The organism is Kitasatospora sp. SUK 42 (genome assembly GCF_015776785.2).
GTDB lineage: Bacteria > Actinomycetota > Actinomycetes > Streptomycetales > Streptomycetaceae > Kitasatospora.
This window is the reverse complement of record NZ_LFMD02000002.1, coordinates 1,425,329-1,444,334: the sequence shown is the minus strand read 5'-3', so window position 1 is coordinate 1,444,334 and position 19,006 is coordinate 1,425,329. Positions and strand designations below refer to the sequence as shown.

The window sequence follows — 19,006 nt, the reverse complement described above, 5'->3', positions numbered from 1 at the left end:
GGGCGCAGTCGTCTGCGGGGGCGGGTCAGCCCACCGGGACGGGCTGCGCCCGCGGCGCGACCGGTGCGCTGTGGAACCAGTGCCGGGCGCCGAACAGCACCAGCGCGCCGAGGGTGATTCCGCCGGCCGCGCACAGCGCCACCGAGCGCAGCGAGCCCTCGGCGAGGTGCCCGGAGACGGCGTAGCCGAGCGAGTTGCCGGTGGCGAACAGGGTCACCAGCCAGGCGAAGGCCTCGGTGACCGTCCCGGTCGGGGCCAGCTCGGCGATCAGCACGAACGCGGCCGCCAGCAGTGGGGCCAGCACGATCCCGGACAGGAAGGCCAGCGCGGCCATGGGGTACGGGCCGGGCAGCGCCACCAGCGGAAGGTAGGAGGCGGCCATCGCGAGCGCCATCACCCAGGTGCGGGTGGCGGTGCTCCGCCGCCAGCGGACCATGCCGTAGACCAGCGCGCCGAGCAGTCCGCCGAGCGCGGCGAGCGCCAGCAGGGTGCCCCCGCCGCCGGGCAGCCCGTCGGAGTGGCGCTCGGCGTAGGCGATGAACAGCACGTTCTGCGCGCCGACCGCCCAGCCGGCCCCGGCCAGTCCGACCAGCAGCAGCACCAGGCCGGGGGAGCGCAGCGGGCCGAGCAGTCCGGCGCCCTGCTCGCGGGCGGGGGCGCGCCAGGCGCGGGCCGGTGCGGCGGTGGCCACGATCAGCGCGCCGGCCAGCCCCAGCCCGGCGGCCACCCAGAGCGCGGCGACCGGGCTGAACAGTCCGGCGATCCCGGCGACGGCCAGCGGCCCGGCGACGTAGAGGATCTGCTGGGAGGCGGAGTCGAAGGCGTACGCGGTGTCGAGCTGCTCCTCCTCGACGACGTCCGGCCAGAGCGAGCGCAGGCAGGGTTCGAGCGGGGGCATGGCGAGGCCGGCGATCGCGGCGCCGAGCGGGGCGCCGACCGGGGAGCCGGGGGCGAGGGCGAGCAGCGCGTATCCGCCGCCGGCCACGACGGCCGTGGCGAGCAGGACGCGCGGCTGCCCGGTGCGGTCCACGATCCGCCCGAGCACCGGCCCGCCGACGGCGGCGGCGATCGCGTAGGCGGCGGTGGCCAGGCCGATGCGGCTGTAGGGGACCCCGGCCTCGCGCAGGGCGAGGGCGATCACCAGGGCGGTCATACCGGCGGGCAGGCGGCCGAGCAGGGTGCCGAGCAGGAGTCGGGTGACGTGCGGGGCGCGGAGCAGGGCGAGGTAGCCCATCGGCGTTCTTCTCCGGTCTGGGCAGGGGAGGGCGGGGCGCCGTCAAAGTTATACGTATAACTGGCGGTCGGTCAATCTGACTTTGGCGGTGAACTGATGGGGCGTCAGCCTGGTTCGTGTCCGGACCCTGGCTTCCGGGTGTGGCGAGATCGGACCCCATCTCAAACAAGTACTTTGAACATCTCAAACCTTTGCTGCTAATCTTTCGACCGTGACCACCTCAGACGCACTGCGGATGCACGGCACGGGCCCGCTGCCCGGCGCCGCCGGCCCGTGCGCTCTGAGCGGTGTTGTGGACAGCCCGCGCCGCTGTCGCGCCATGGGCTGTATTCCGGCGGCACGCCCCTGACCGGGGTCCGAGACCTCTCCCGTCCGGCCCCCCGCCGTGCCGCCCCCCTCCGCCCCACGCCCCACCGTCAGCAACGCCCTCCCCCGGAGTCGCACCCCCATGTCCACAGCGCCCGAGGCGACCTCGTCGCCGTCCGTGCTCACCCGCATCCGCAAGACGCCGTTCTGGGTGCAGATCGTCGCCGGCCTCGTGCTCGGCGTCGGCCTCGGCTACCTGGCCCGCGCCGCCGACATCTCCTGGCTGGCCACCACCCTGGAGACCATCGGCAAGATCTTCGTCCAGCTGCTCAAGCTGGCCGTCCCGCCGCTGGTGTTCACCGCGATCGTGGTGAGCGTCGCCAACCTGCGCAACGTCACCAACGCGGCCCGCCTGGCCACCCGCACCCTGCTCTGGTTCATGATCACCTCGCTGATCGCGGTCGGCATCGGCCTGGGCCTGGGCCTGCTGACCAACCCCGGCAAGGGCACCAACCTGAAGACCGAGGGCCTCAAGGCGCTCGACTCCAAGGGCACCTGGATCGACTTCCTGACCGGGATCTTCCCGACCAACATCGTCGACGCCTTCGTCAAGGTGAACGTGCTGCAGATCGTCTTCATGGCGGTCGTGGTCGGCGCCGCGATCATCAAGATCGGTGCCAAGGCCGAGCCGATCCTCAAGATCAGCGAGTCCGTGCTGGAGCTGACCCAGACCGCCCTGTGGTGGGTCATCCGGCTCTCCCCGCTCGGCACCCTCGGCCTGATCGGCAAGTCCGTCGCCAAGTACGGCTGGGACCTGCTCAAGCCCTTCGCCACGCTGACCCTCGACATCTACGTCGGCTGCGCGCTGGTCCTGTTCGTCGTCTACTCGCTGGTGCTGCGCTTCGCCGCCGGGCTCAACCCGCTGCACTTCTTCAAGGGCGCCTGGCCCGCGATCCAGCTGGCCTTCGTCTCGCGCTCCTCGGTCGGCACCCTGCCGGTCACCCGCCGCGTCACCGAGCGCCTCGGCGTCCCCAGCGAGTACGCCTCCTTCTCCGTGCCGTTCGGCGCCACCACCAAGATGGACGGCTGCGCCGCGGTCTACCCGGCCGTCGCCGCGATCTTCGTCGCCCAGGTCTTCAACATCGAGCTGGGCATCAAGGACTACATCCTGATCGCCTTCGTCTCGGTGGTCGGTTCGGCCGCCACCGCGGGCCTCACCGGCGCGATCATCATGCTGACGCTGACCCTGTCCACCCTGGGCCTGCCGCTGGAGGGCGTCGGCCTGCTGCTCGCCATCGACCCGATCCTGGACATGATGCGGACCGCGACCAACGTCGCCGGCCAGGTCGTGGTGCCGATCGTGGTCGCGGCCCGGGAGAACATCCTGGACGTGGCCGCGTACAACAACCCCTCCGGCGACCTGTACGAGGAGGACGCGCCGAAGGCCGTCATCCCGGCGCAGAGCGGCGCGGGGGCCACGGCGACGGCCTGATCCCGGACCGCGGGGCGCGCACGACACCCGCTTGACAGCCGAAGGGCCCTCTCCCGGTGACGGGGGAGGGCCCTTCGGCGTTCTCCTCGGGGGCCGGGGGCCGCGTTTGGCCCGGGCCGTGTCTCCTCGGGGCCGCGTCCTCCCGGAGAAAAGGCAGGGGGCCCGCCACGATGGGCAGGCCCCCTTGGGTGTTGCTCTTGTGCTCACGGTGACGGCTGTCGGGAGCCGCCGATGGACCCGAACGGGTCCTGAGCGATCAGAACATCAGAGGATGGTCAGACAGCGGTGACGTTCTCCGCCTGCGGGCCCTTCGGGCCCTGGGTGACGTCGAAGGTGACCGCCTGGTTCTCCTCCAGCGAACGGAAGCCGTTCGCGTTGATGGCGGAGTAGTGGACGAAGACGTCGGGGCCGCCGCCCTCCTGGGCGATGAAGCCGAAGCCCTTCTCAGCGTTGAACCACTTGACGGTTCCCTGAGCCATGCCGTTCTCCTTGCGATGCGTGTCGGGGGCCACACCGTGTGGCACCCGGTCCGCTGCGCTGATCGCCCTGCCTCCGGACGAGTCCGAAATTTTTCGATATTGCTGAAAAACTACAAAAAGCCCGCGGTTACATGCTCCGCAGGCTTCAAGTACTGCAAGGGGAATCAAACTGCAACTGAGGGCAACGCTAGCATGCGGCCGCTGTGACGACCAGGGGTCGATCGGGGCGTGGACGGCGCGTGTCGTCAGGCGTGGGAGCGGGTGCGGGCAAGCCTGTTGAGGGCGTGCGAGCACGTGATCGAAAGCGTCCGCGGAGGCGGCCGGAGGCGGACGGAGACGGTCTGAGCGGGGGTGCGCGCGGGGGCCGGGGACAGCGCGCACGCGTGTCGGGTGGCCGGTGCGGGGCGCCGCGAACGGCAGGCATACGCTGCGGGGAGGCTCACGAACAGCTAAGGGAGCGGCGCAGTGGCAACACCGGATGCGGAAACACGGGAGTCCGAGGAGAACACCCCGGTCAGGCCGCGGGTCGGCCATATCCAGTTCCTGAACTGCGTACCCCTCTACTGGGGCCTCGCCAGGACCGGCAACCTGCTCGACCTGGACCTCACCAAGGACACCCCGGAGAAGCTGAGCGACCAGCTCGTCGGCGGCTCCCTGGACATCGGGCCGATCACCTGCGTGGAGTACCTGCGCAACGCCGACGACCTGCTCGTCCTGCCCGACATCGCGGTCGGCAGCGACGGCCCGGTGATGTCCTGCATCATCGTCAGCAAGGTGCCGCTCGCCGACCTCGACGGCCGCCGGGTCGCCCTCGGCTCCACCAGCCGCACCTCCGTCCGGCTCGCCCGGCTCCTCCTGGAGGAGCGCGAGGGCGTCCGCCCCGACTACTTCAGCTGCCCGCCGGACCTCAGCGCGATGCTCGCCGAGGCCGACGCCGCCGTCCTCATCGGCGACCCCGCGCTGCGCGCCTACCTCGGGCAGGCCGCCGACCTCGGACTGAAGGTCCACGACCTCGGCGAGATGTGGAAGGAGTGGACCGGCCTGCCGTTCGTCTTCGCGGTCTGGGCCGTGCGCCGCGAGTTCGCCGAGCGCCGCCCCGAGCTGACCGCGGCCGTCCACCGGGCCTTCCTGGAGTCCCGCGACCTGTCGCTGGTGGAGGCCGCGAAGGTCGCCGAACAGGCCGCCCGCTGGGAGGCCTTCGGGGCGGACGTGCTGGAGCGGTACTTCAGCGAGGCGCTCGACTTCTCGCTCGGCGAGCGGCAGCTGGCCGGGGTCGCCGAGTTCGCCCGGCGGGTCGCGTACGACAGCGGCTTCACGCCGGACGTCGCGGTGCGGCTGCTGGAGCCGGCCGCGCTGCCGGTGGGCCAGTAGGGCCCGGCCCTCCGAGCCTCCAGGCTCTCGGGCCCCTGGGCCCCTGGGCTTCCGGGGCCGCCGACGGGCTGAGCGGGCGGTCGGTCAGGCCCGGTACGGTCTGCTCCCGAGGCGCGTCCGACGGCCGGTCCGACGGCCGGTCCGCGGGGCGCGCCCCGGAAGCGGCGTGCGCGCGGCCGGGCACCCGCCCGGGAGCCGCGCGGGCGAGGGCGAGGGGAGCGTACGGGGCATGGGGGCACTGGAGTCGGACGACCCGCGCAGGGTGGGCGCCTACCGGCTGCTGCGGCGGCTCGGTTCGGGCGGGATGGGCCGGGTCTACCTCGGCCGGACGGCCGGCGGGCGCACCGTCGCCGTCAAGGTCGTGCGCCCGGAACTCGCCGACGACCCCGAGTTCCGCGCCCGGTTCCGCCAGGAGGTCGCCGCGGCCCGGCGGGTCGGCGGCGCCTGGACCGCTCCCGTCCTGGACGCCGACACCGAGGGCGGGCGGCCCTGGGTCGCCACCGGCTACGTCGCGGGCCCCGCGCTCGCCACCGCCGTCCGGACGTACGGGCCGCTCCCCGAACCGTCCGTCCGCTCGCTCGGCGTCGGGCTCGCCGAGGCGCTCGCCCACGTCCACGGGCTCGGCCTCGTCCACCGCGACGTCAAGCCGTCCAACGTGCTGCTGACCCTGGACGGGCCGCGGCTGATCGACTTCGGCATCGCCCGGGCGCTGGACGCGGCCGCCGGGCTCACCCGTTCGGGTTATGTGGTCGGCTCGCCGGGCTTCATGTCCCCCGAGCAGGCGAACGGCCAGCCGGTCGGACCGGCCGGGGATGTCTTCTCGCTCGGCGCCGTCCTGGCCTACGCCGCCACCGGGGTCCACCCCTTCGGGGAGGGGGTCAGCGCGGCCGTCCTCCTCTACCGGGTGCTCCACGAGGAACCGGACGTGGCCGGGCTGCCCGACCCGCTGCGCACGATCGTCCTCGACTGCCTGGCCAAGGATCCGGCCGCCCGGCCCACCCCGCAGCGGCTGCGCGCCCGGCTGGACGGGGACGGCGCGGCCGCCACCCGGCTGGCGCAGGGCGGCTGGCTGCCGGCGGCGCTGGCGGCGGGGGTGGGCCGGGCGGCGGTGGAACTGCTGGACCTGGACGGGGAGCCGGAGGGGGCGGGGTCCGGGGAGGGGGAGGCGGCCGGGCCGGTGCCCTCGCCGACCTTCGTGTCGAACTCCGTGCCCGGCCCCGTGCCCGACTCCGCGCCCGGCTCCGTGCCCGACTCCGCGTCGGACTTCGTGTCGAAGGGGTACCTGCCGCCGGGGCCCGTGCGGTCGAGTGACTCCGTGCCGGCGTGGCGGCGGCGGGCCGGGGCCCTGGCGGTGGCCGCGGTGGTGGCCGCGGGGCTCGGGGGCGGCGGGTACGGGCTGTACGCGTGGCTGCACCGGGACCGGCTGCCGGCGCCGGTGGCGACCGTGGGGCCGCTGCCGGGGGTGTCCGTCCACCCGGGCCAGGCCGCCCCGCCGAGCGGGGCCCTCGCTTCGGGGACGGCCACGGCGCCCGCTTCCGCGTCCGGGGCCGCGTCGGCCCCGGCCACCGGTGCGGCCCCGGCCACCGGGTCGGCTTCGGCCTCGGCGCCCGGGACGGGTGGGCCGAACGTGGTGCCGGCCGCGTTCCTCGGCACCTGGAGCGGGGAGATGGTCACGGACAAGGGACTGCCCGGCGGCACCACGACGCTCACCGTCCGTCCGGCGGCGATCGGCGAGGAGGCCACCACCAGCCGCAACGCCCTCTCCGGCCTGATCTCGATCAGCTGCGAGGGCGCCTGGACGCTCAAGTCCGCCTCCGCGACCAGGCTGGTGTTCCAGTCCCGGCTGGTCCGCTCCTCGATGCCCGGCGCCTGCACCGGCGGCGCCGACGCGGAGACCCTCACCCTCCAGGCCGACGGGACGATCCGCTTCACCTCCGCCGACCCGGCGGCCGGGAACCCGGCGGGGACGATGCGCAAGGCGACCGGGGCGGCGGGCTGAGGCGGGTTCGGAAGCGCAGCTCAGCGGGCTGACGCGGGCGCTGGAAAGGGCTGGCGTAGGCTGGTTCGGCCGTACCCGAGTAGCACTTGAGAGAGAGAAGGCCGCCAGGTGACCGAGCTCGCAGCGACCACCCTCGATGCGTCCAGCACCGACCTGCAGGCCGTGCTCGACCGGGCCGCCGCCGGCGGCCGGATCACCCCGGAGGAGGCGCTGGAGCTCTACCGCTCGGCGCCGCTGCACGCGCTCGGCTCCGCCGCCGACGCGGTGCGCCGCCGCCGCTACGCCGGTACCGAGCACATCGCGACGTACATCATCGAGCGCAACATCAACTACACCAACGTGTGCGTGACGGCGTGCAAGTTCTGCGCCTTCTACGTGCCGCCGAAGAGCGACAAGGGCTGGTCCCGAGAGCTCGACGAGATCCTGCGCCGCTGCGCCGAGACGGTCGAGCTGGGCGGCACCCAGATCATGTTCCAGGGCGGTCACCACCCCGACTACGGCGTGGAGTACTACGAGCGCGCGTTCTCGGCGATCAAGGCCGAGTTCCCGCAGCTGGTGATCCACTCGCTGGGCGCCTCCGAGGTCGACCACATGGCCCGGATCTCGGGCGTCTCCATCGAGGAGGCCATCACCCGGATCCACAAGGCGGGCCTGGACTCCTTCGCCGGCGCCGGCGCCGAGCTGCTGCCGGAGCGCCCGCGCAAGGCGATCGCCCCGCTGAAGGAGTCGGGCGAGCGCTGGCTGGAGATCATGGAGGCCGCGCACGGCCTGGGCGTCGAGTCCACCTCCACCATGCTGATGGGCACCGGCGAGACCAACGCCGAGCGGATCGAGCACCTGCGGATGATCCGCGACGTGCAGGACCGCACCGGCGGCTTCCGGGCCTTCATCCCGTACACCTACCAGCCGCAGAACAACCACCTGAAGGGCTCGACCCAGGCCACCGTCTTCGAGTACCTGCGGATGATCGCGATCGCCCGCCTGTTCCTCGACAACGTCGCCCACATCCAGGGCTCCTGGCTCACCACCGGCAAGGAGGCCGGCCAGCTGTCGCTGCACTACGGCGCGGACGACCTCGGCTCGGTCATGCTGGAGGAGAACGTCGTCTCGGCGGCCGGTGCCAAGCACCGCTCCAACCTCACCGAGCTGATCCACCTCATCCGCACCGCCGACCGCGTCCCGGCGCAGCGCTCGACCACGTACGAGCACCTGCGGGTGCTGGACGACCCGGCCAACGACCCGGTCGACCCGCGGGTCGCCTCGCACATCGCCTCCACGGCGATCGAGGGCGGCACCGCGCACCCCGAGCTGAAGATCCTGGACAACTGAGCCCGGGTGCCGCCGTGTTGACCCTGCACCGGGCGGCCCTCGTGCTGCCCGATCCGGCCGATCCCGCCGCCCCGTCCTTCGCCGACGGGGCGGTGGTGGTGCGCGGCGAGCGCGTCGAGGCCGTCGGGCCGTACGCGGAGCTGGCGGCGGCGCACCCGGAGGCGCGGGTGCGGGACTGGGGCGCGGCGGTGCTCACGCCCGGGCTGCGGAACCCTCACGGGCAGCGGCTGTTGGAGCGGGACTACCACCCGGACCCGCGGGAGGAGATCGGCGTCGAACCGGTGGCGGACGGGCTGGTGGGGTCGGGCGGGTCCGCCGACGAGGCGCGGTGCGGGGCGAGTGCGCGGCGGGGGTTGCAGCGGATGCTCGGGTTCGGGGTGACGGCGGTGGCCGGGCCCTTCGAGCGGGCATCGGTGCGGACGGCGGTGGCGCGCTCCGGGCTGGTGGTGCTGCCGGGCGGCGGGGTGTCGGGTGGTGTGGCGTCGGGCGGTGCGGGGGCGCTGGGCGGCGCCGGGGCGTTGGACGGTGCTGGGACGCCGGTCGGCGCCGAGGTACTGGACCCGCTGGCGGGGCTGCCGCTGGCGCGGGCCGTGTACGGGCGGGTGACGGTCGGCGGCCGGGCGGACTTCGCGGTGTTCGCGGCCGCGGGGGAGAGCGGTGCCGAGCCGCTGCCGGGCGGATGCCTGGCGACCGTCCTGGGCGGACGGTTGGTGTACCGGCGGCGGTGAGGAGCGCGCCGCCCGGCACCGGGCCGGTGTGACGTACTCGTCAGTAGCCGGATTGCCCTGCGGCGCACCGGACTTCCTTCGTGTGCGCCTGAACTCCGGTGCCCGCGCCGATGGGTGATTCCCCCTTCGCCGTGACCTGAGGGGCCGCCAGCGGATACGATCCCGAACAGCTCACTCCGTACCCTCACCACACCACCGTCCGTGACCGCGGACGGCGGGGCCGTGTCCCCGGCCCCGAAGGCACCAGGACAGGAACCATGCGAACCGCGATCGTTCCCCCGCCGCGCTCCCCGCGGATGGGCCGTGGTTGGTACCTCGCCGCCGTGCTCAGCGCCGTGCTCGCCGTCGGCATGTGCCTGCTCGGCTGGCGTCAGGCCGTCCAGGCCGACCGGATCGGGGCCCACCCGGTGAGGGTCGAGGGCGTCATCACCCAGCTCCCGACCGGCGGCGGCACCTACAGCGCCGTCAGCTACCGGGCGGGCGGCCAGCCGCACACCGCGGCGGCCCTGCCGCTCGCGGACGGCGCCCGGGTCGGTGACGCCGTCTGCCTGGAGCACGCGGCCGACGACCCGGACGCGGTGCGGGTCTGCGGCGACACCTACCCGCAGCCGGTCGGCATAGGACTGGCCCGGTTCAGCGTGCCGGTCGCCGCGGTGGCCTTCGTGATCTGCATGCTGCGCATCCGCAGGCACTGGCGGGCCGTCGCGGTCCGCAGCGGCCAGGGGCGGCTCGCCGCCAACCTCGCGCTGGCGACCGGGGCGCTGGCCGACGGGATGCCCGCGATAACGCACGGCAAGCGCTCCCGGCGGCGGAGGCGGGCGGGCGGACGGCGCGGGCTGCACTGAGCGAGCACTGAGGGGGCGGGCGTCTTCCAGGGGTTCGGCCCGGCGTGACCGGCGTGCCCGGTGCCTCGCTGGTCGGTGCCCCGTTGGTCGGGGTGTCCGTCGCAGGGTGAACAATGGGGTCGTGACCCGAGCCTCTCTGGACAAGCAGCCGCACGAAGTCGCCGCCATGTTCGACGACGTCGCGGCCAAGTACGACCTCACCAACGACGTGCTCTCCCTCGGCCAGGCCCGCGCCTGGCGCCGGGCGGTGGCCGAGACGGTGGACGCCGGACCGGGGGACCTCGTGCTCGACCTCGGCGCCGGCACCGGCACCTCCTCGCTGCCCTTCGCGGACGCCGGGGCCAAGGTCGTCCCGTGCGACTTCTCGGTCGGCATGCTCGCCGAAGGCAAGCGCCGCCACCCCGAGCTGCCGCTCACCGCGGGCGACGCCACCAAGCTGCCGTTCGCGGACGACACCTTCGACTCGGTGACGATCTCCTTCGCGCTGCGCAACGTCCACGACACGGACGCGGCGCTGCGCGAGATGCACCGGGTCACCAAGCCCGGCGGCAAGCTGGTGATCTGCGAGTTCTCCACGCCGACCTGGACGCCGTTCCGCACGGTCTACACCGAGTACCTGATGCGCGCGCTGCCGCCGGTCGCCACCGCGGTCAGCAGCAACCCCGACGCGTACGTGTACCTCGCCGAGTCGATCCGGGCCTGGCCGGACCAGCCCTCGCTGGCCGCCCGGATGCAGGACGGCGGCTGGTCGAAGGTCGCCTGGCGGAACCTGACGGGCGGGATCGTGGCGCTGCACCGCGGGTACAAGACGGCGTAGCCGAGGCGGTGGGCCCGTGGGGCCGCGCGCCCGTGGGCCTGGGGCTGCGGGCCTGCGGGCCTGGGGTGTTCCGAGGGGTGCCCCGCCCGCCCTGCGGGGTTCCGCGGGCGTCCGCGAGGGGCGGGGGCGTCTGCGGTGGTGTGAGCGGAACTAGACTGCCGGAGACAAAGCCGCCGTCCCCCCGCCGCAGCTCCAGGAGTGTGTCCACGTGTCCGAGACCGCAGCCGATCTGACGAAGCCGGACAGCACGGTGGACGACACGGTCGAGAGCACCGCCGACGTCATCGTGGTCGGCGCGGGCCCGGCCGGCTCCACGACCGCGTACTACCTCGCCCAGGCGGGCCTGGACGTGCTGCTGCTGGAGAAGACCGCCTTCCCCCGGGAGAAGGTCTGCGGCGACGGCCTGACCCCGCGTGCCACCAAGCAGCTGGTGGACATGGGCATCGACGTCTCCACCGGGAACGGCTGGCTGCACAACAAGGGCCTGCGCATCATCGGCGGCGGCGTCCGGCTGGAGCTGGACTGGCCGGAGCTGTCGGCCTTCCCGGACTACGGCCTGGTCCGCAAGCGCGCCGACTTCGACGAGCTGCTGGCCCGTCAGGCCGAGAAGGCCGGCGCGCGGCTCTACGAGCGGTGCAACGTCAGCGGCCCGGTCCTGGACGACCGCACCGGTCGGATCGTCGGCGTCACCGCGAAGCTCGGCGAGGAGAAGCGGCCGGTCACCTTCCGGGCCCCGCTGGTGGTCGCCGCCGACGGCAACTCCACCCGGCTCTCGCTGGCCATGGGCCTGCACCGCCGCGAGGACCGCCCGATGGGCGTCGCCTACCGCACCTACTTCACCTCGCCGCGCCACGACGACGACTACCTGGAGTCCTGGCTGGAGCTGTGGGACACCCGCGACGGCCAGCGCAAGCTGCTGCCCGGCTACGGCTGGGTCTTCGGCATGGGCGACGGCACCTCCAACGTCGGCCTCGGCATCCTCAACTCCTCGCCCGCGTTCGGCGAACTGGACTGGCGCGAGGTGCTCAAGGCCTGGTGCGCCGGGATGCCGGAGGAGTGGGGCTACACCCCCGAGAACATGACCGAGCCGATCCGCGGCGCCGCGCTGCCGATGGCCTTCAACCGTCAGCCGCACTACACCCGCGGCCTGCTCCTCGTCGGCGACGCGGGCGGCATGGTCAACCCGTTCAACGGCGAGGGCATCGCCTACGCGATGGAATCCGGCCAGATCGCCGCCGGGGTCATCGTGCAGGCCCACGCCCGGGTCACCGACGGCGGCCGCGAGCGCGCCCTGCAGGCCTACCCGCGCATCCTCAAGGACGTGTACGGCGGCTACTACACGCTGGGCCGCGCCTTCGTGAAGCTCATCGGCAACCCCAAGGTGATGCAGCTCGCCACCCAGCGCGGCCTCACCCACCCGATGCTGATGCGCTTCACCCTGAAGCTGCTCGCCAACCTCACCGACCCGCAGGGCGGCGACGCGATGGACCGCGTGATCAACGGGCTGACGAAGGTCGCGCCGAACGCCTGAGCGGGGGCGGGCTAGCGCGGGTCCGGCGCCGGTGCCGCCTCCGGCGTCGCCCTCGCTGCCGTTACCGGTGCCACCTCCGGCGCCGCCTCCCGGACCAGGGTGTCGCGGGAGGCGGCGGAGCGCTGCTCGACGTAGGCGAGGCGTTCGGCGAACACCCGGGCCGCGTCCGGGGTGAGCGTCCGCAGGGCGACCAGCGCGGCGAAGACGACGTCGCAGAGTTCGTGCTGGACGTCCTCCCAGGTGTGGGTGACGCCCTTGCGGGGGTTCTGCCCGGTGGCGCCGATCACCGCCGCGCCGACCTCGCCCACCTCCTCGGAGACCTTGAGGATCCGCAGCAGCCGCTCCTCCTGCGTGCTCTGCTCGTCCAGCCATGCGACCAGGTGGTCGACGCTCTCCCAGATCCGGCCGTCCATGCGGTGCTGCTCCCCTGCGGTGTCGTTGGTCCTGCCACCGTACGGGAGCGGCGCGGCGGGGAGGGTGGGGTGCCCGGGGTGCCAGGGCCTCCCGGAGCCCCCGGCTTCTCCGGGCTTCTCCGTCAGTGCTTGCTGATCTTCACGTGGCGGATGTTCACGGGGACGTTGGGGAAGCCGTCGCCGGGCCCGTTCTGGTCGTCCTCACCGGCGGCGGCGATCTTCTGCAGGACGTCCAGGCCGGCCGTGACCCGGCCGAACGGGGTGTAGGCGGGGGAGAGCTTGGTGTCCTTCCAGACGATGAAGAACTGGCTGCCGTTGGTGTTCGGACCGGCGTTGGCCATGGCCACGGTGCCGGCCGGGTAGGTGGCGCCGGTCAGGTTCTCGTCCGGGAAGGAGTAGCCCGGGCCGCCGCTGCCGGTCCCGGTCGGGTCGCCGCACTGCAGGACGTAGATCCGCTGGGTGGTGAGGCGGTGGCAGTGGCTGCGGTCGAAGTAGTCGTGCTCGGCGAGGAAACGGAACGAGAAGGTGGTGCACGGCGCTTTGTCGGTCAGCGCCTCGAAGGTGATCTGGCCCTGGTTGGTCCGCAGCGTCGCGTGGTAGGGCTGGGCCGCCTTCTTGGCGTCGAAGACCGGGATGCCCTTGAAGTTGTCGGCCGGGACGGCGGGTGTGTACGTGCAGGCCGCGCTCTGGGCGGTCGCGGACGCGGGTGTGTCCGCGACGGCGGTGCCGGTGCTCGCTGCCAGCGGGAGGACGGTGGCGGCGGCGACCAGTGCCCAGTGCGTGCGCTTCACGTGACGGGCCTTCCGTGGGGTGGTGGACGGCATGGTTGTCATGCAGGCATCATCCACGGCCGGATGGGTCTCCGGTAGGGGTCGGGGCGGTCGATACTCCTTCGTTCTCTGGTGGCTGGTGGTAGGTCAGTTGCCTTGCGGAGTCGTGGTGTTGGGTTTGGCGTGTGCCTCCTCGGCGGCCAGGGCGGAGGTGAACAGCCCGGCGCGAGCGGCCAGGGCGGCGGCGTCGGCGGCCCGCTCGGCGGTGCGGGCGTCCAGCGGCTCGCCGGTGACGAACAGGCGGTAGTAGAGCGGGGCGGTGGCGGCCCGGACCACCTCGGCACCGTCCGTCCCGGCGGGCAGCTCCCCGCGTGCGACGGCCCGTTCGGCCACTTCGGCGGCCTGGCGGTGGCGGGCCGTGAAGAAGGCGTGCAGGGCGGCCGCGCCGGCGTCGGAGCGCTGAGCGGCGGAGATCAGTGCGGTGGGCGTGGGGCCCAGATCGGGATCGGTGAAGACGCTGAACACCTCCTGGGTGATTCGGCGGAGGTCCTGGCGGAGGTCTCCGGTGTCCGGCAGCGGCCAGGGCTGGTCGGCCGAGGCGGTCAGGGCGTCCGCGACCAGTCCGTCGACCCCGCCCCACCGCCGGTAGAGGGTCGCCTTGTGGACGCCGGAGCGGGTTGCGACCGCCTCGACGGTGAGGCCGTCGTACCCCTTCTCGGCGACCTCGGCGAGCGTGGCGGTGACCACGTCCGCCCGGACCCGGGCGCTGCGGCCGCCCGGGCGCGGGGTCGGAGCGTAGGGCTGCCGCTCCTGCTCGGGATGGTTTGCTCCACTCAAAGTCGACTCCTGTCGCGTTAAGCCTTGCTGCGGGGTGGCGCTCATGCCATGCTCATCGTAATGCGACTCAAGTCGCATTACGAGAGGAGCCCTGGTGACCACCACCGCCGTCCCCGACCCGACCGCCCTCCACCCGCTCGCCGGCCACGACCGCGTGGTCCTGCTGCGCCCACTCGTCACCGACCCGAGGATCGAAGTCGGCGAATACACCTACTTCGACGACCCTGACGGAGCCACCCGCTTCCAGGAGCGCAACGTCCTCTACGCCTACGGACCCGAACGGCTGGTGATCGGCAGGTACTGCGCCCTCGCCACCGGGACCCGCTTCCTGATGGCCGGAGCCGCCCACCCGACCATCGGCGTCTCCACCTTCCCCTTCACGATGTTCGGCGGCAGCTGGACCGAGCAGACCCTCGACATCGTCACGGGCCTGCCCAGCCGCGGCGACACCGTGGTCGGCAACGACGTCTGGTTCGGCTACGGCGCCACCGTCCTGCCCGGCATCCGGATTGGCGACGGCGCGATCATCGCGGCCGGTGCGATGGTCACCGCCGACATCGAGCCCTACACGATCGTCGGCGGCAACCCCGCCCGCCCGATCCGGCGCCGCTTCGACGACGCCGACATCGAGCGCCTGCTCCGCGCGGCCTGGTGGGACTGGCCGGTCGAGCTCGTCACCGAGCACGTCCGCACCATCATGTCCGGCACCCCAGCCGACATCGAGGCGATCGCCGAGGCGAACGGTCTGCTCGCCTCCTGACCCGTCGGCGCCCGGCAGGGGCATTGATCACCAACGGGCAGGTGCGCGAAGATGGCGCCTCCCTGCTCCACGCTCCGCCCCTTCCCCCGCTGAGCCATGCGCCCAGCTCCCCGGTCCGTCCGACGCCGTACGGTCCTCGCGCCCGCCGGTTCCGTTCGTTCGGAGGGATCCTCCTCATGCGTGCCTCCCCGCTCTCGTCCTCATCGGTTCTTCGTGATCTGCCGGTCCTGCTCGTGGCAGTGGTGTGGGGGTCGAGCTTCCTCGCCGTCCAACGGGTGGCCGAGCCGGGGACGGTCGTGGCGATGCTCGTACTGCGCTTCGGACTGGTACTGCCGCTGCTCGGGCTGGTCGCCCGGCGGACACTGCGGCGACTGAGCCGCGCCGAGTGGCTCGGAGGCGCCGCACTGGGCCTGGTACTCAGCGGAATCTTCCTGCTGGAGACCTACGGGGCCGTGCACACCTCCGCCACCAACGCCGGGCTGATCATCAGCCTTGCGATGGTGCTCACCCCGCTCGGCGAGAGCGCCCTCGGCCGAACCGCGCCGCCGCGCGCCTTCCTCGCGGCAGCCGGGCTGGCCGTCGCCGGCGTCGCCCTGCTCACCGGAGACGGCGGGCTGCGCCCACCCGCCCTCGGTGACCTGCTGGTACTGGGCGCCGCCCTGGTCCGCTCGGCGTACGTCCTCGCCATGGCCCGCACCCGCGCCATCCGGGACACCGACATGCTCGCCGTGACCTGGGTCCAGCTCGCCACCGCCACGACCGTGTTCGCGGTCGTCGCACTGGCCGGGGGCCCTGCGCCGTGGACCGTCGCGCTCTCGTACGGAGCCGGCCAGTGGGCCTGGCTGCTGCATCTGTCCCTGTTCTGCACCCTGTTCGCCTTCTTCGTCCAGATGTGGGCGGTCCGGGCCACCTCCCCGTCCCGGGTGAGCCTCCTGCTCGGGACCGAACCGCTGTGGGCCGCCGTCTTCGGTATCACCGTCGCCGGGAACCGGATGGGTCCGCTCGCCCTGCTCGGCGGGGTTATGGTGCTGGTCGCGACCGAGTGGGGCCGTCGCACCGCCCCGGCGCCGGGCCGCGACACGGCAACCGATCGGGTGCCGGAGCCCGCCGCGACCTGACCCGCCTCCGCCGCCATGTCTGCCACCGTCGCCATGTCTTCCACCTCCGCCACCGTCACCGGCGCCGCAGGGTGCGGCGCGCGAAGTCGACGGTGACCGCGCCGAGCAGCGGCCCCCAGACGACCAGGGGCAGGTAGGCGAGGGTCATCACCAGGGCGGCGAAGCCGCGCGGCGAATCCGGTTCGGCCATGTTCCGAGCCCAGCCGCCGAACAGGGAGACAAGCCCCATCGCGGTCAGGACCGCAGACCCCAGCGCGGCCGGAACGATCGCGGCGAGCGGAGGGACCCGCCGACCGCCGATCAGCGGGATCCATCCGGGCGCCACCTGCCCCCAGGACCGGACCAGGCCCATGGTCAGGAACGCCAGCGACTCGGCCAGCGCGCTCAGCACCACCACGTAGACGGTGCCCCAGCCCGGCTGGTGCTCGGCGTACCGCGCGGCCGTCGCGCCGGTGAAGCCGACCGGGACGCCGAACCCGAACGCGATCCGCCACACCCCCGAGGGGACGGTGGTCCAGACGGCGGCCTTGGCGGCGAGCTCCGCCCAGCGCGGCGCGGGCGGGACGGCCGGTGCGGCCGTCCGGGCGCGGTGAGCGGTGCTCCGAGCGTTGATCACAAGCTTCGACATGGTGGTGGACTCCCTTCCGGTCCGGCCTCCCCGGCCGGTGCGATGACTCAAGAGTGGAGGCCCACCAGGGGCGTGCGGCAGATGCCGATCGGGCTGTCTCTCCTGCTCAACCGCCCTGTGAAATATGCCGATCAGCACAGGCGAACCGCCGTGGCCGCGTCGTAATGTGACGGCAGTCGAAGGAAGGCGGTGACGATGACTCAGCTCCTGGCCGTGATTGTTCCGGCACTTCTGCTGCCTGTGTGGGCGGCCCGCGGGCGCCACGCGGCGTCGGCCCTGACCGTCGCGGTTGGGGCGGTGTCGGTGGCGGTGACCACCGCCGTCTGGTTGGCCGGCCGCTGGACGGAGTCCGACCGCTGGCCCGCACTGCTCGGCCTGGTCGAACTGGCCGCCCTGCTGCTGTCGGTGGTCCTCACCCTGCGGACCGAGGACGGCCCGCGGTGCGCGGCGGCGGCCTGGACGGCCTGCGGCGCGGTCGCGCTCTGGCCGTCCCGCTTCGAGGCGATCAACGGGCCCGCCGACACACTGACCGTCTTCGGGTTCGGATCGATGCTGTCCCTGCCGACCGTCCTGATCGGCCTCTATCTGCGAGGCCTGGACAACGGGCGGCAGCGGGCGGTCGCCGAGGCCAGGCGGAGCCAGCGCCTCGAACTCGCCCACGACCTGCACGACTTCGTGGCCCACGACGTCAGCGGCATGGTCGCCCAGGCCCAGGCCGGGGCGTACCTGGCCGCGATCGACCCGGCCCGCGCGGCCGAGATGTTCGAGCGGATAGAGCAGGCGGGGCAGCGGGCCCTGGCTTCGCTGGACCGGACGGTCCAGCTGCTGCGCACCGAGGACGGTGCCGACCGCGGCCCGCAGCCGGCTCTGGCCGAACTCGCGGAGGTGGCCGAGCGGTTCGCCGCCGCCGGTGGCGCCGAGGTCCGGCTGGAGCTGCCGGAGGAGCCAGTGCCGCGAGAGGTGGAGGGCACGGTCCACCGGATCGTCGTCGAAGCCCTGACCAACGTCCGGCGCCACGCTCCGGCCGCGCGGTCGGTCGAGATCCTGGCCCGGCGAAGCGGCGGATGGCTGGAGCTGACCGTGACCAACGACGGCCGGGCCCCGGCTCCGGGAGGGAAGCCGCGCATGGGCGGCGGAAGCGGACTGCCGGGCCTGGCGGCCCGGGTGGAAGCCCTCGGCGGCTCGCTGGGAGCCGGCCCGTACGAGCGGGAGGCCTGGCAGGTGAGGGCGACGCTGCCACTGGAAGGAGCCGGCGGAGAACCTGCGCGGTCGCAGGAGCCGGCACGGATCGACACCAGGGAGGTTCAGACATGAGGAGCGGTACGGGGCCGATTCGGATCCTGGTTGCCGATGACCAGGCCGATGTCCGCAGCGCGTTCCGGATGATCCTGGACGTCCAGCCGGACATGACGGTGGTGGCGGAGGCGGCGGACGGCGCCGCGGCGGTGGCGGAGGCGAAGAGGCTTCGGCCGGACGTCGTGCTCGCGGACATCCGGATGCCGAAGCTCGACGGCCTGGAGGTCACGCGGCAACTGGCGGGCCAGTGCAAGGTGATCGTGGTGACCACCTTCGACCTGGACGAGTACGTGCACACGGCTCTGAGGCACGGTGCGGCGGGATTCCTGCTGAAGCGTTCGGGGCCGGTACTGCTGATCGAGGCGGTCCGTGCGGCGATGGCCGGGGACGCGTTGATCAGCCCGCAGATCACCGTCCGACTCCTGAGGCACATGGCGGTGCCGGGAGCGGACCCGAAGCCTGGACCCGAGTCCGGGGCGGGTGCGTCAGGGCCGTCGATAGCCGGCCCGGCGGAGGAACTGAGCGCGAGAGAAAGGGAGATCGCTGAGCTGGTGGCCGACGGGGCGACCAACGCCGAGATCGGAGCCAGGCTCTTCATCTCACCGGGAACGGTGAAGAACCACCTCGCGAACGTCCAGCGCAAGCTCGGTGCCCGTAACCGGGTGGGCATCGCGGCCTGGGTGTGGGAACAGGCGGCCAGTAGCCGGTAACCGGCCCCTGACCCGGAGGGCGAGGACGAACCTGTGGAGGCGGCCCGCACAAGGGCGGAGCCCAATAGGGAGAGGGAGGCGGAGGCGAAGACGGCGGCTGGCCCGAGGTCTTGAGGGCAGCGTCGACAAACGGGGCCGGCCCGACAGGAGGCCGTGCGGAGGTGGCGAGGCGGCGGAGGAAGAGGCCGAGGCCAAGGGACGGAGGAGGGAGCAAGCCCCCAGGGCTACAAGCCAGGGCTGCGAGCGCGCGGCAGCCCCGCGCTGGGACCGGCCGGCCCAGCGCGGGCAGCACCGCCAGCAGACGGGCAACCCTGGCGCGCGCGGCTACGGCGTCTTCCGAATG

The 19,006-nt window shown here is 73.2% G+C and carries 18 protein-coding genes; 12 read left to right on the top strand and 6 right to left on the bottom strand.

The window, feature by feature from the left end:
* Positions 1-25 precede the first annotated feature (25 nt).
* Positions 26-1,234 carry an MFS transporter gene (locus tag RZ50_RS06110; RefSeq protein ID WP_196947808.1) on the bottom strand — a complete coding sequence of 403 codons (1,209 nt, stop codon included), beginning with the start codon at positions 1,232-1,234 and terminating at the stop codon, positions 26-28.
* Between the two features lie 448 nt (positions 1,235-1,682).
* Between RZ50_RS06110 and RZ50_RS06105 the strand changes: the two genes are divergently transcribed.
* Positions 1,683-3,032 carry a dicarboxylate/amino acid:cation symporter gene (locus RZ50_RS06105; RefSeq protein WP_196947807.1) on the top strand — a complete coding sequence of 450 codons (1,350 nt, stop codon included), beginning with the start codon at positions 1,683-1,685 and terminating at the stop codon, positions 3,030-3,032.
* A gap of 275 nt (positions 3,033-3,307) precedes the next feature.
* On the opposite strand, the gene RZ50_RS06100 is transcribed toward RZ50_RS06105, so the two are convergent.
* Positions 3,308-3,511: a cold-shock protein gene (locus RZ50_RS06100; protein WP_030287184.1), complete on the bottom strand. Its 204-nt coding sequence runs from the start codon at positions 3,509-3,511 to the stop codon at positions 3,308-3,310.
* Positions 3,512-3,976: 465 nt separating this feature from the next.
* Here RZ50_RS06100 and RZ50_RS06095 point away from each other — a divergent pair, with 465 nt between their 5' ends.
* The 7 genes from RZ50_RS06095 (at position 3,977) to RZ50_RS06065 (ending at position 12,131) form a co-directional block, all read left to right on the top strand.
* A complete protein-coding gene (locus RZ50_RS06095) occupies positions 3,977-4,882 on the top strand; it encodes a menaquinone biosynthetic enzyme MqnA/MqnD family protein (protein WP_196947806.1) in 906 nt (301 codons plus the stop codon).
* Positions 4,883-5,111: 229 nt separating this feature from the next.
* Positions 5,112-6,881 carry a serine/threonine-protein kinase gene (locus RZ50_RS06090; RefSeq protein WP_196947805.1) on the top strand — a complete coding sequence of 590 codons (1,770 nt, stop codon included), beginning with the start codon at positions 5,112-5,114 and terminating at the stop codon, positions 6,879-6,881.
* Between the two features lie 108 nt (positions 6,882-6,989).
* Positions 6,990-8,210: a cyclic dehypoxanthinyl futalosine synthase gene (gene mqnC / locus RZ50_RS06085; RefSeq protein WP_196947804.1), complete on the top strand. Its 1,221-nt coding sequence runs from the start codon at positions 6,990-6,992 to the stop codon at positions 8,208-8,210.
* Positions 8,211-8,224: 14 nt separating this feature from the next.
* Positions 8,225-8,938 (top strand): hypothetical protein, encoded by a 714-nt coding sequence (locus RZ50_RS06080; RefSeq protein ID WP_196947803.1) that lies wholly within the window; start codon positions 8,225-8,227, stop codon positions 8,936-8,938.
* A gap of 257 nt (positions 8,939-9,195) precedes the next feature.
* A complete protein-coding gene (locus tag RZ50_RS06075; protein WP_196947802.1) occupies positions 9,196-9,783 on the top strand; it encodes a hypothetical protein in 588 nt (195 codons plus the stop codon).
* Between the two features lie 121 nt (positions 9,784-9,904).
* Complete coding sequence (locus RZ50_RS06070) at positions 9,905-10,600, top strand: demethylmenaquinone methyltransferase (protein WP_196947801.1); 696 nt, start codon at positions 9,905-9,907, stop codon at positions 10,598-10,600.
* A gap of 208 nt (positions 10,601-10,808) precedes the next feature.
* Positions 10,809-12,131, top strand: a complete 1,323-nt coding sequence (locus tag RZ50_RS06065; protein WP_374199876.1) for a geranylgeranyl reductase family protein — start codon at positions 10,809-10,811, stop codon at positions 12,129-12,131.
* Between the two features lie 11 nt (positions 12,132-12,142).
* On the opposite strand, the gene RZ50_RS06060 is transcribed toward RZ50_RS06065, so the two are convergent.
* The 3 genes from RZ50_RS06060 to RZ50_RS06050 all read right to left on the bottom strand — a co-directional run bounded on the left by RZ50_RS06060 (position 12,143) and on the right by RZ50_RS06050 (position 14,151).
* A complete protein-coding gene (locus tag RZ50_RS06060; protein ID WP_254802003.1) occupies positions 12,143-12,544 on the bottom strand; it encodes a MazG-like family protein in 402 nt (133 codons plus the stop codon).
* Between the two features lie 122 nt (positions 12,545-12,666).
* Positions 12,667-13,377 (bottom strand): peptidylprolyl isomerase, encoded by a 711-nt coding sequence (locus RZ50_RS06055; protein WP_254802002.1) that lies wholly within the window; start codon positions 13,375-13,377, stop codon positions 12,667-12,669.
* Positions 13,378-13,461: 84 nt separating this feature from the next.
* Complete coding sequence (locus RZ50_RS06050) at positions 13,462-14,151, bottom strand: TetR/AcrR family transcriptional regulator (protein ID WP_254802001.1); 690 nt, start codon at positions 14,149-14,151, stop codon at positions 13,462-13,464.
* A gap of 94 nt (positions 14,152-14,245) precedes the next feature.
* Here RZ50_RS06050 and RZ50_RS06045 point away from each other — a divergent pair, with 94 nt between their 5' ends.
* Positions 14,246-14,911: a CatB-related O-acetyltransferase gene (locus tag RZ50_RS06045; protein ID WP_196947799.1), complete on the top strand. Its 666-nt coding sequence runs from the start codon at positions 14,246-14,248 to the stop codon at positions 14,909-14,911.
* A 176-nt stretch (positions 14,912-15,087) separates the two neighbouring features.
* On the top strand, positions 15,088-16,029 hold the full coding sequence (locus RZ50_RS06040) for a DMT family transporter (RefSeq protein WP_196947798.1): 942 nt from the start codon (positions 15,088-15,090) through the stop codon (positions 16,027-16,029).
* Positions 16,030-16,084: 55 nt separating this feature from the next.
* On the opposite strand, the gene RZ50_RS06035 is transcribed toward RZ50_RS06040, so the two are convergent.
* On the bottom strand, positions 16,085-16,657 hold the full coding sequence (locus tag RZ50_RS06035; RefSeq protein WP_254802000.1) for a hypothetical protein: 573 nt from the start codon (positions 16,655-16,657) through the stop codon (positions 16,085-16,087).
* 309 nt (positions 16,658-16,966) lie between these two features.
* Between RZ50_RS06035 and RZ50_RS28915 the strand changes: the two genes are divergently transcribed.
* Entirely contained in the window at positions 16,967-17,971 is a 1,005-nt protein-coding gene (locus RZ50_RS28915) for a histidine kinase (RefSeq protein WP_196947797.1), read from the top strand.
* On the top strand, positions 17,968-18,663 hold the full coding sequence (locus RZ50_RS06025; RefSeq protein ID WP_196947796.1) for a response regulator transcription factor: 696 nt from the start codon (positions 17,968-17,970) through the stop codon (positions 18,661-18,663). The genes RZ50_RS28915 and RZ50_RS06025 overlap by 4 nt, the downstream gene beginning before the upstream one ends.
* Positions 18,664-19,006 lie beyond the last annotated feature (343 nt).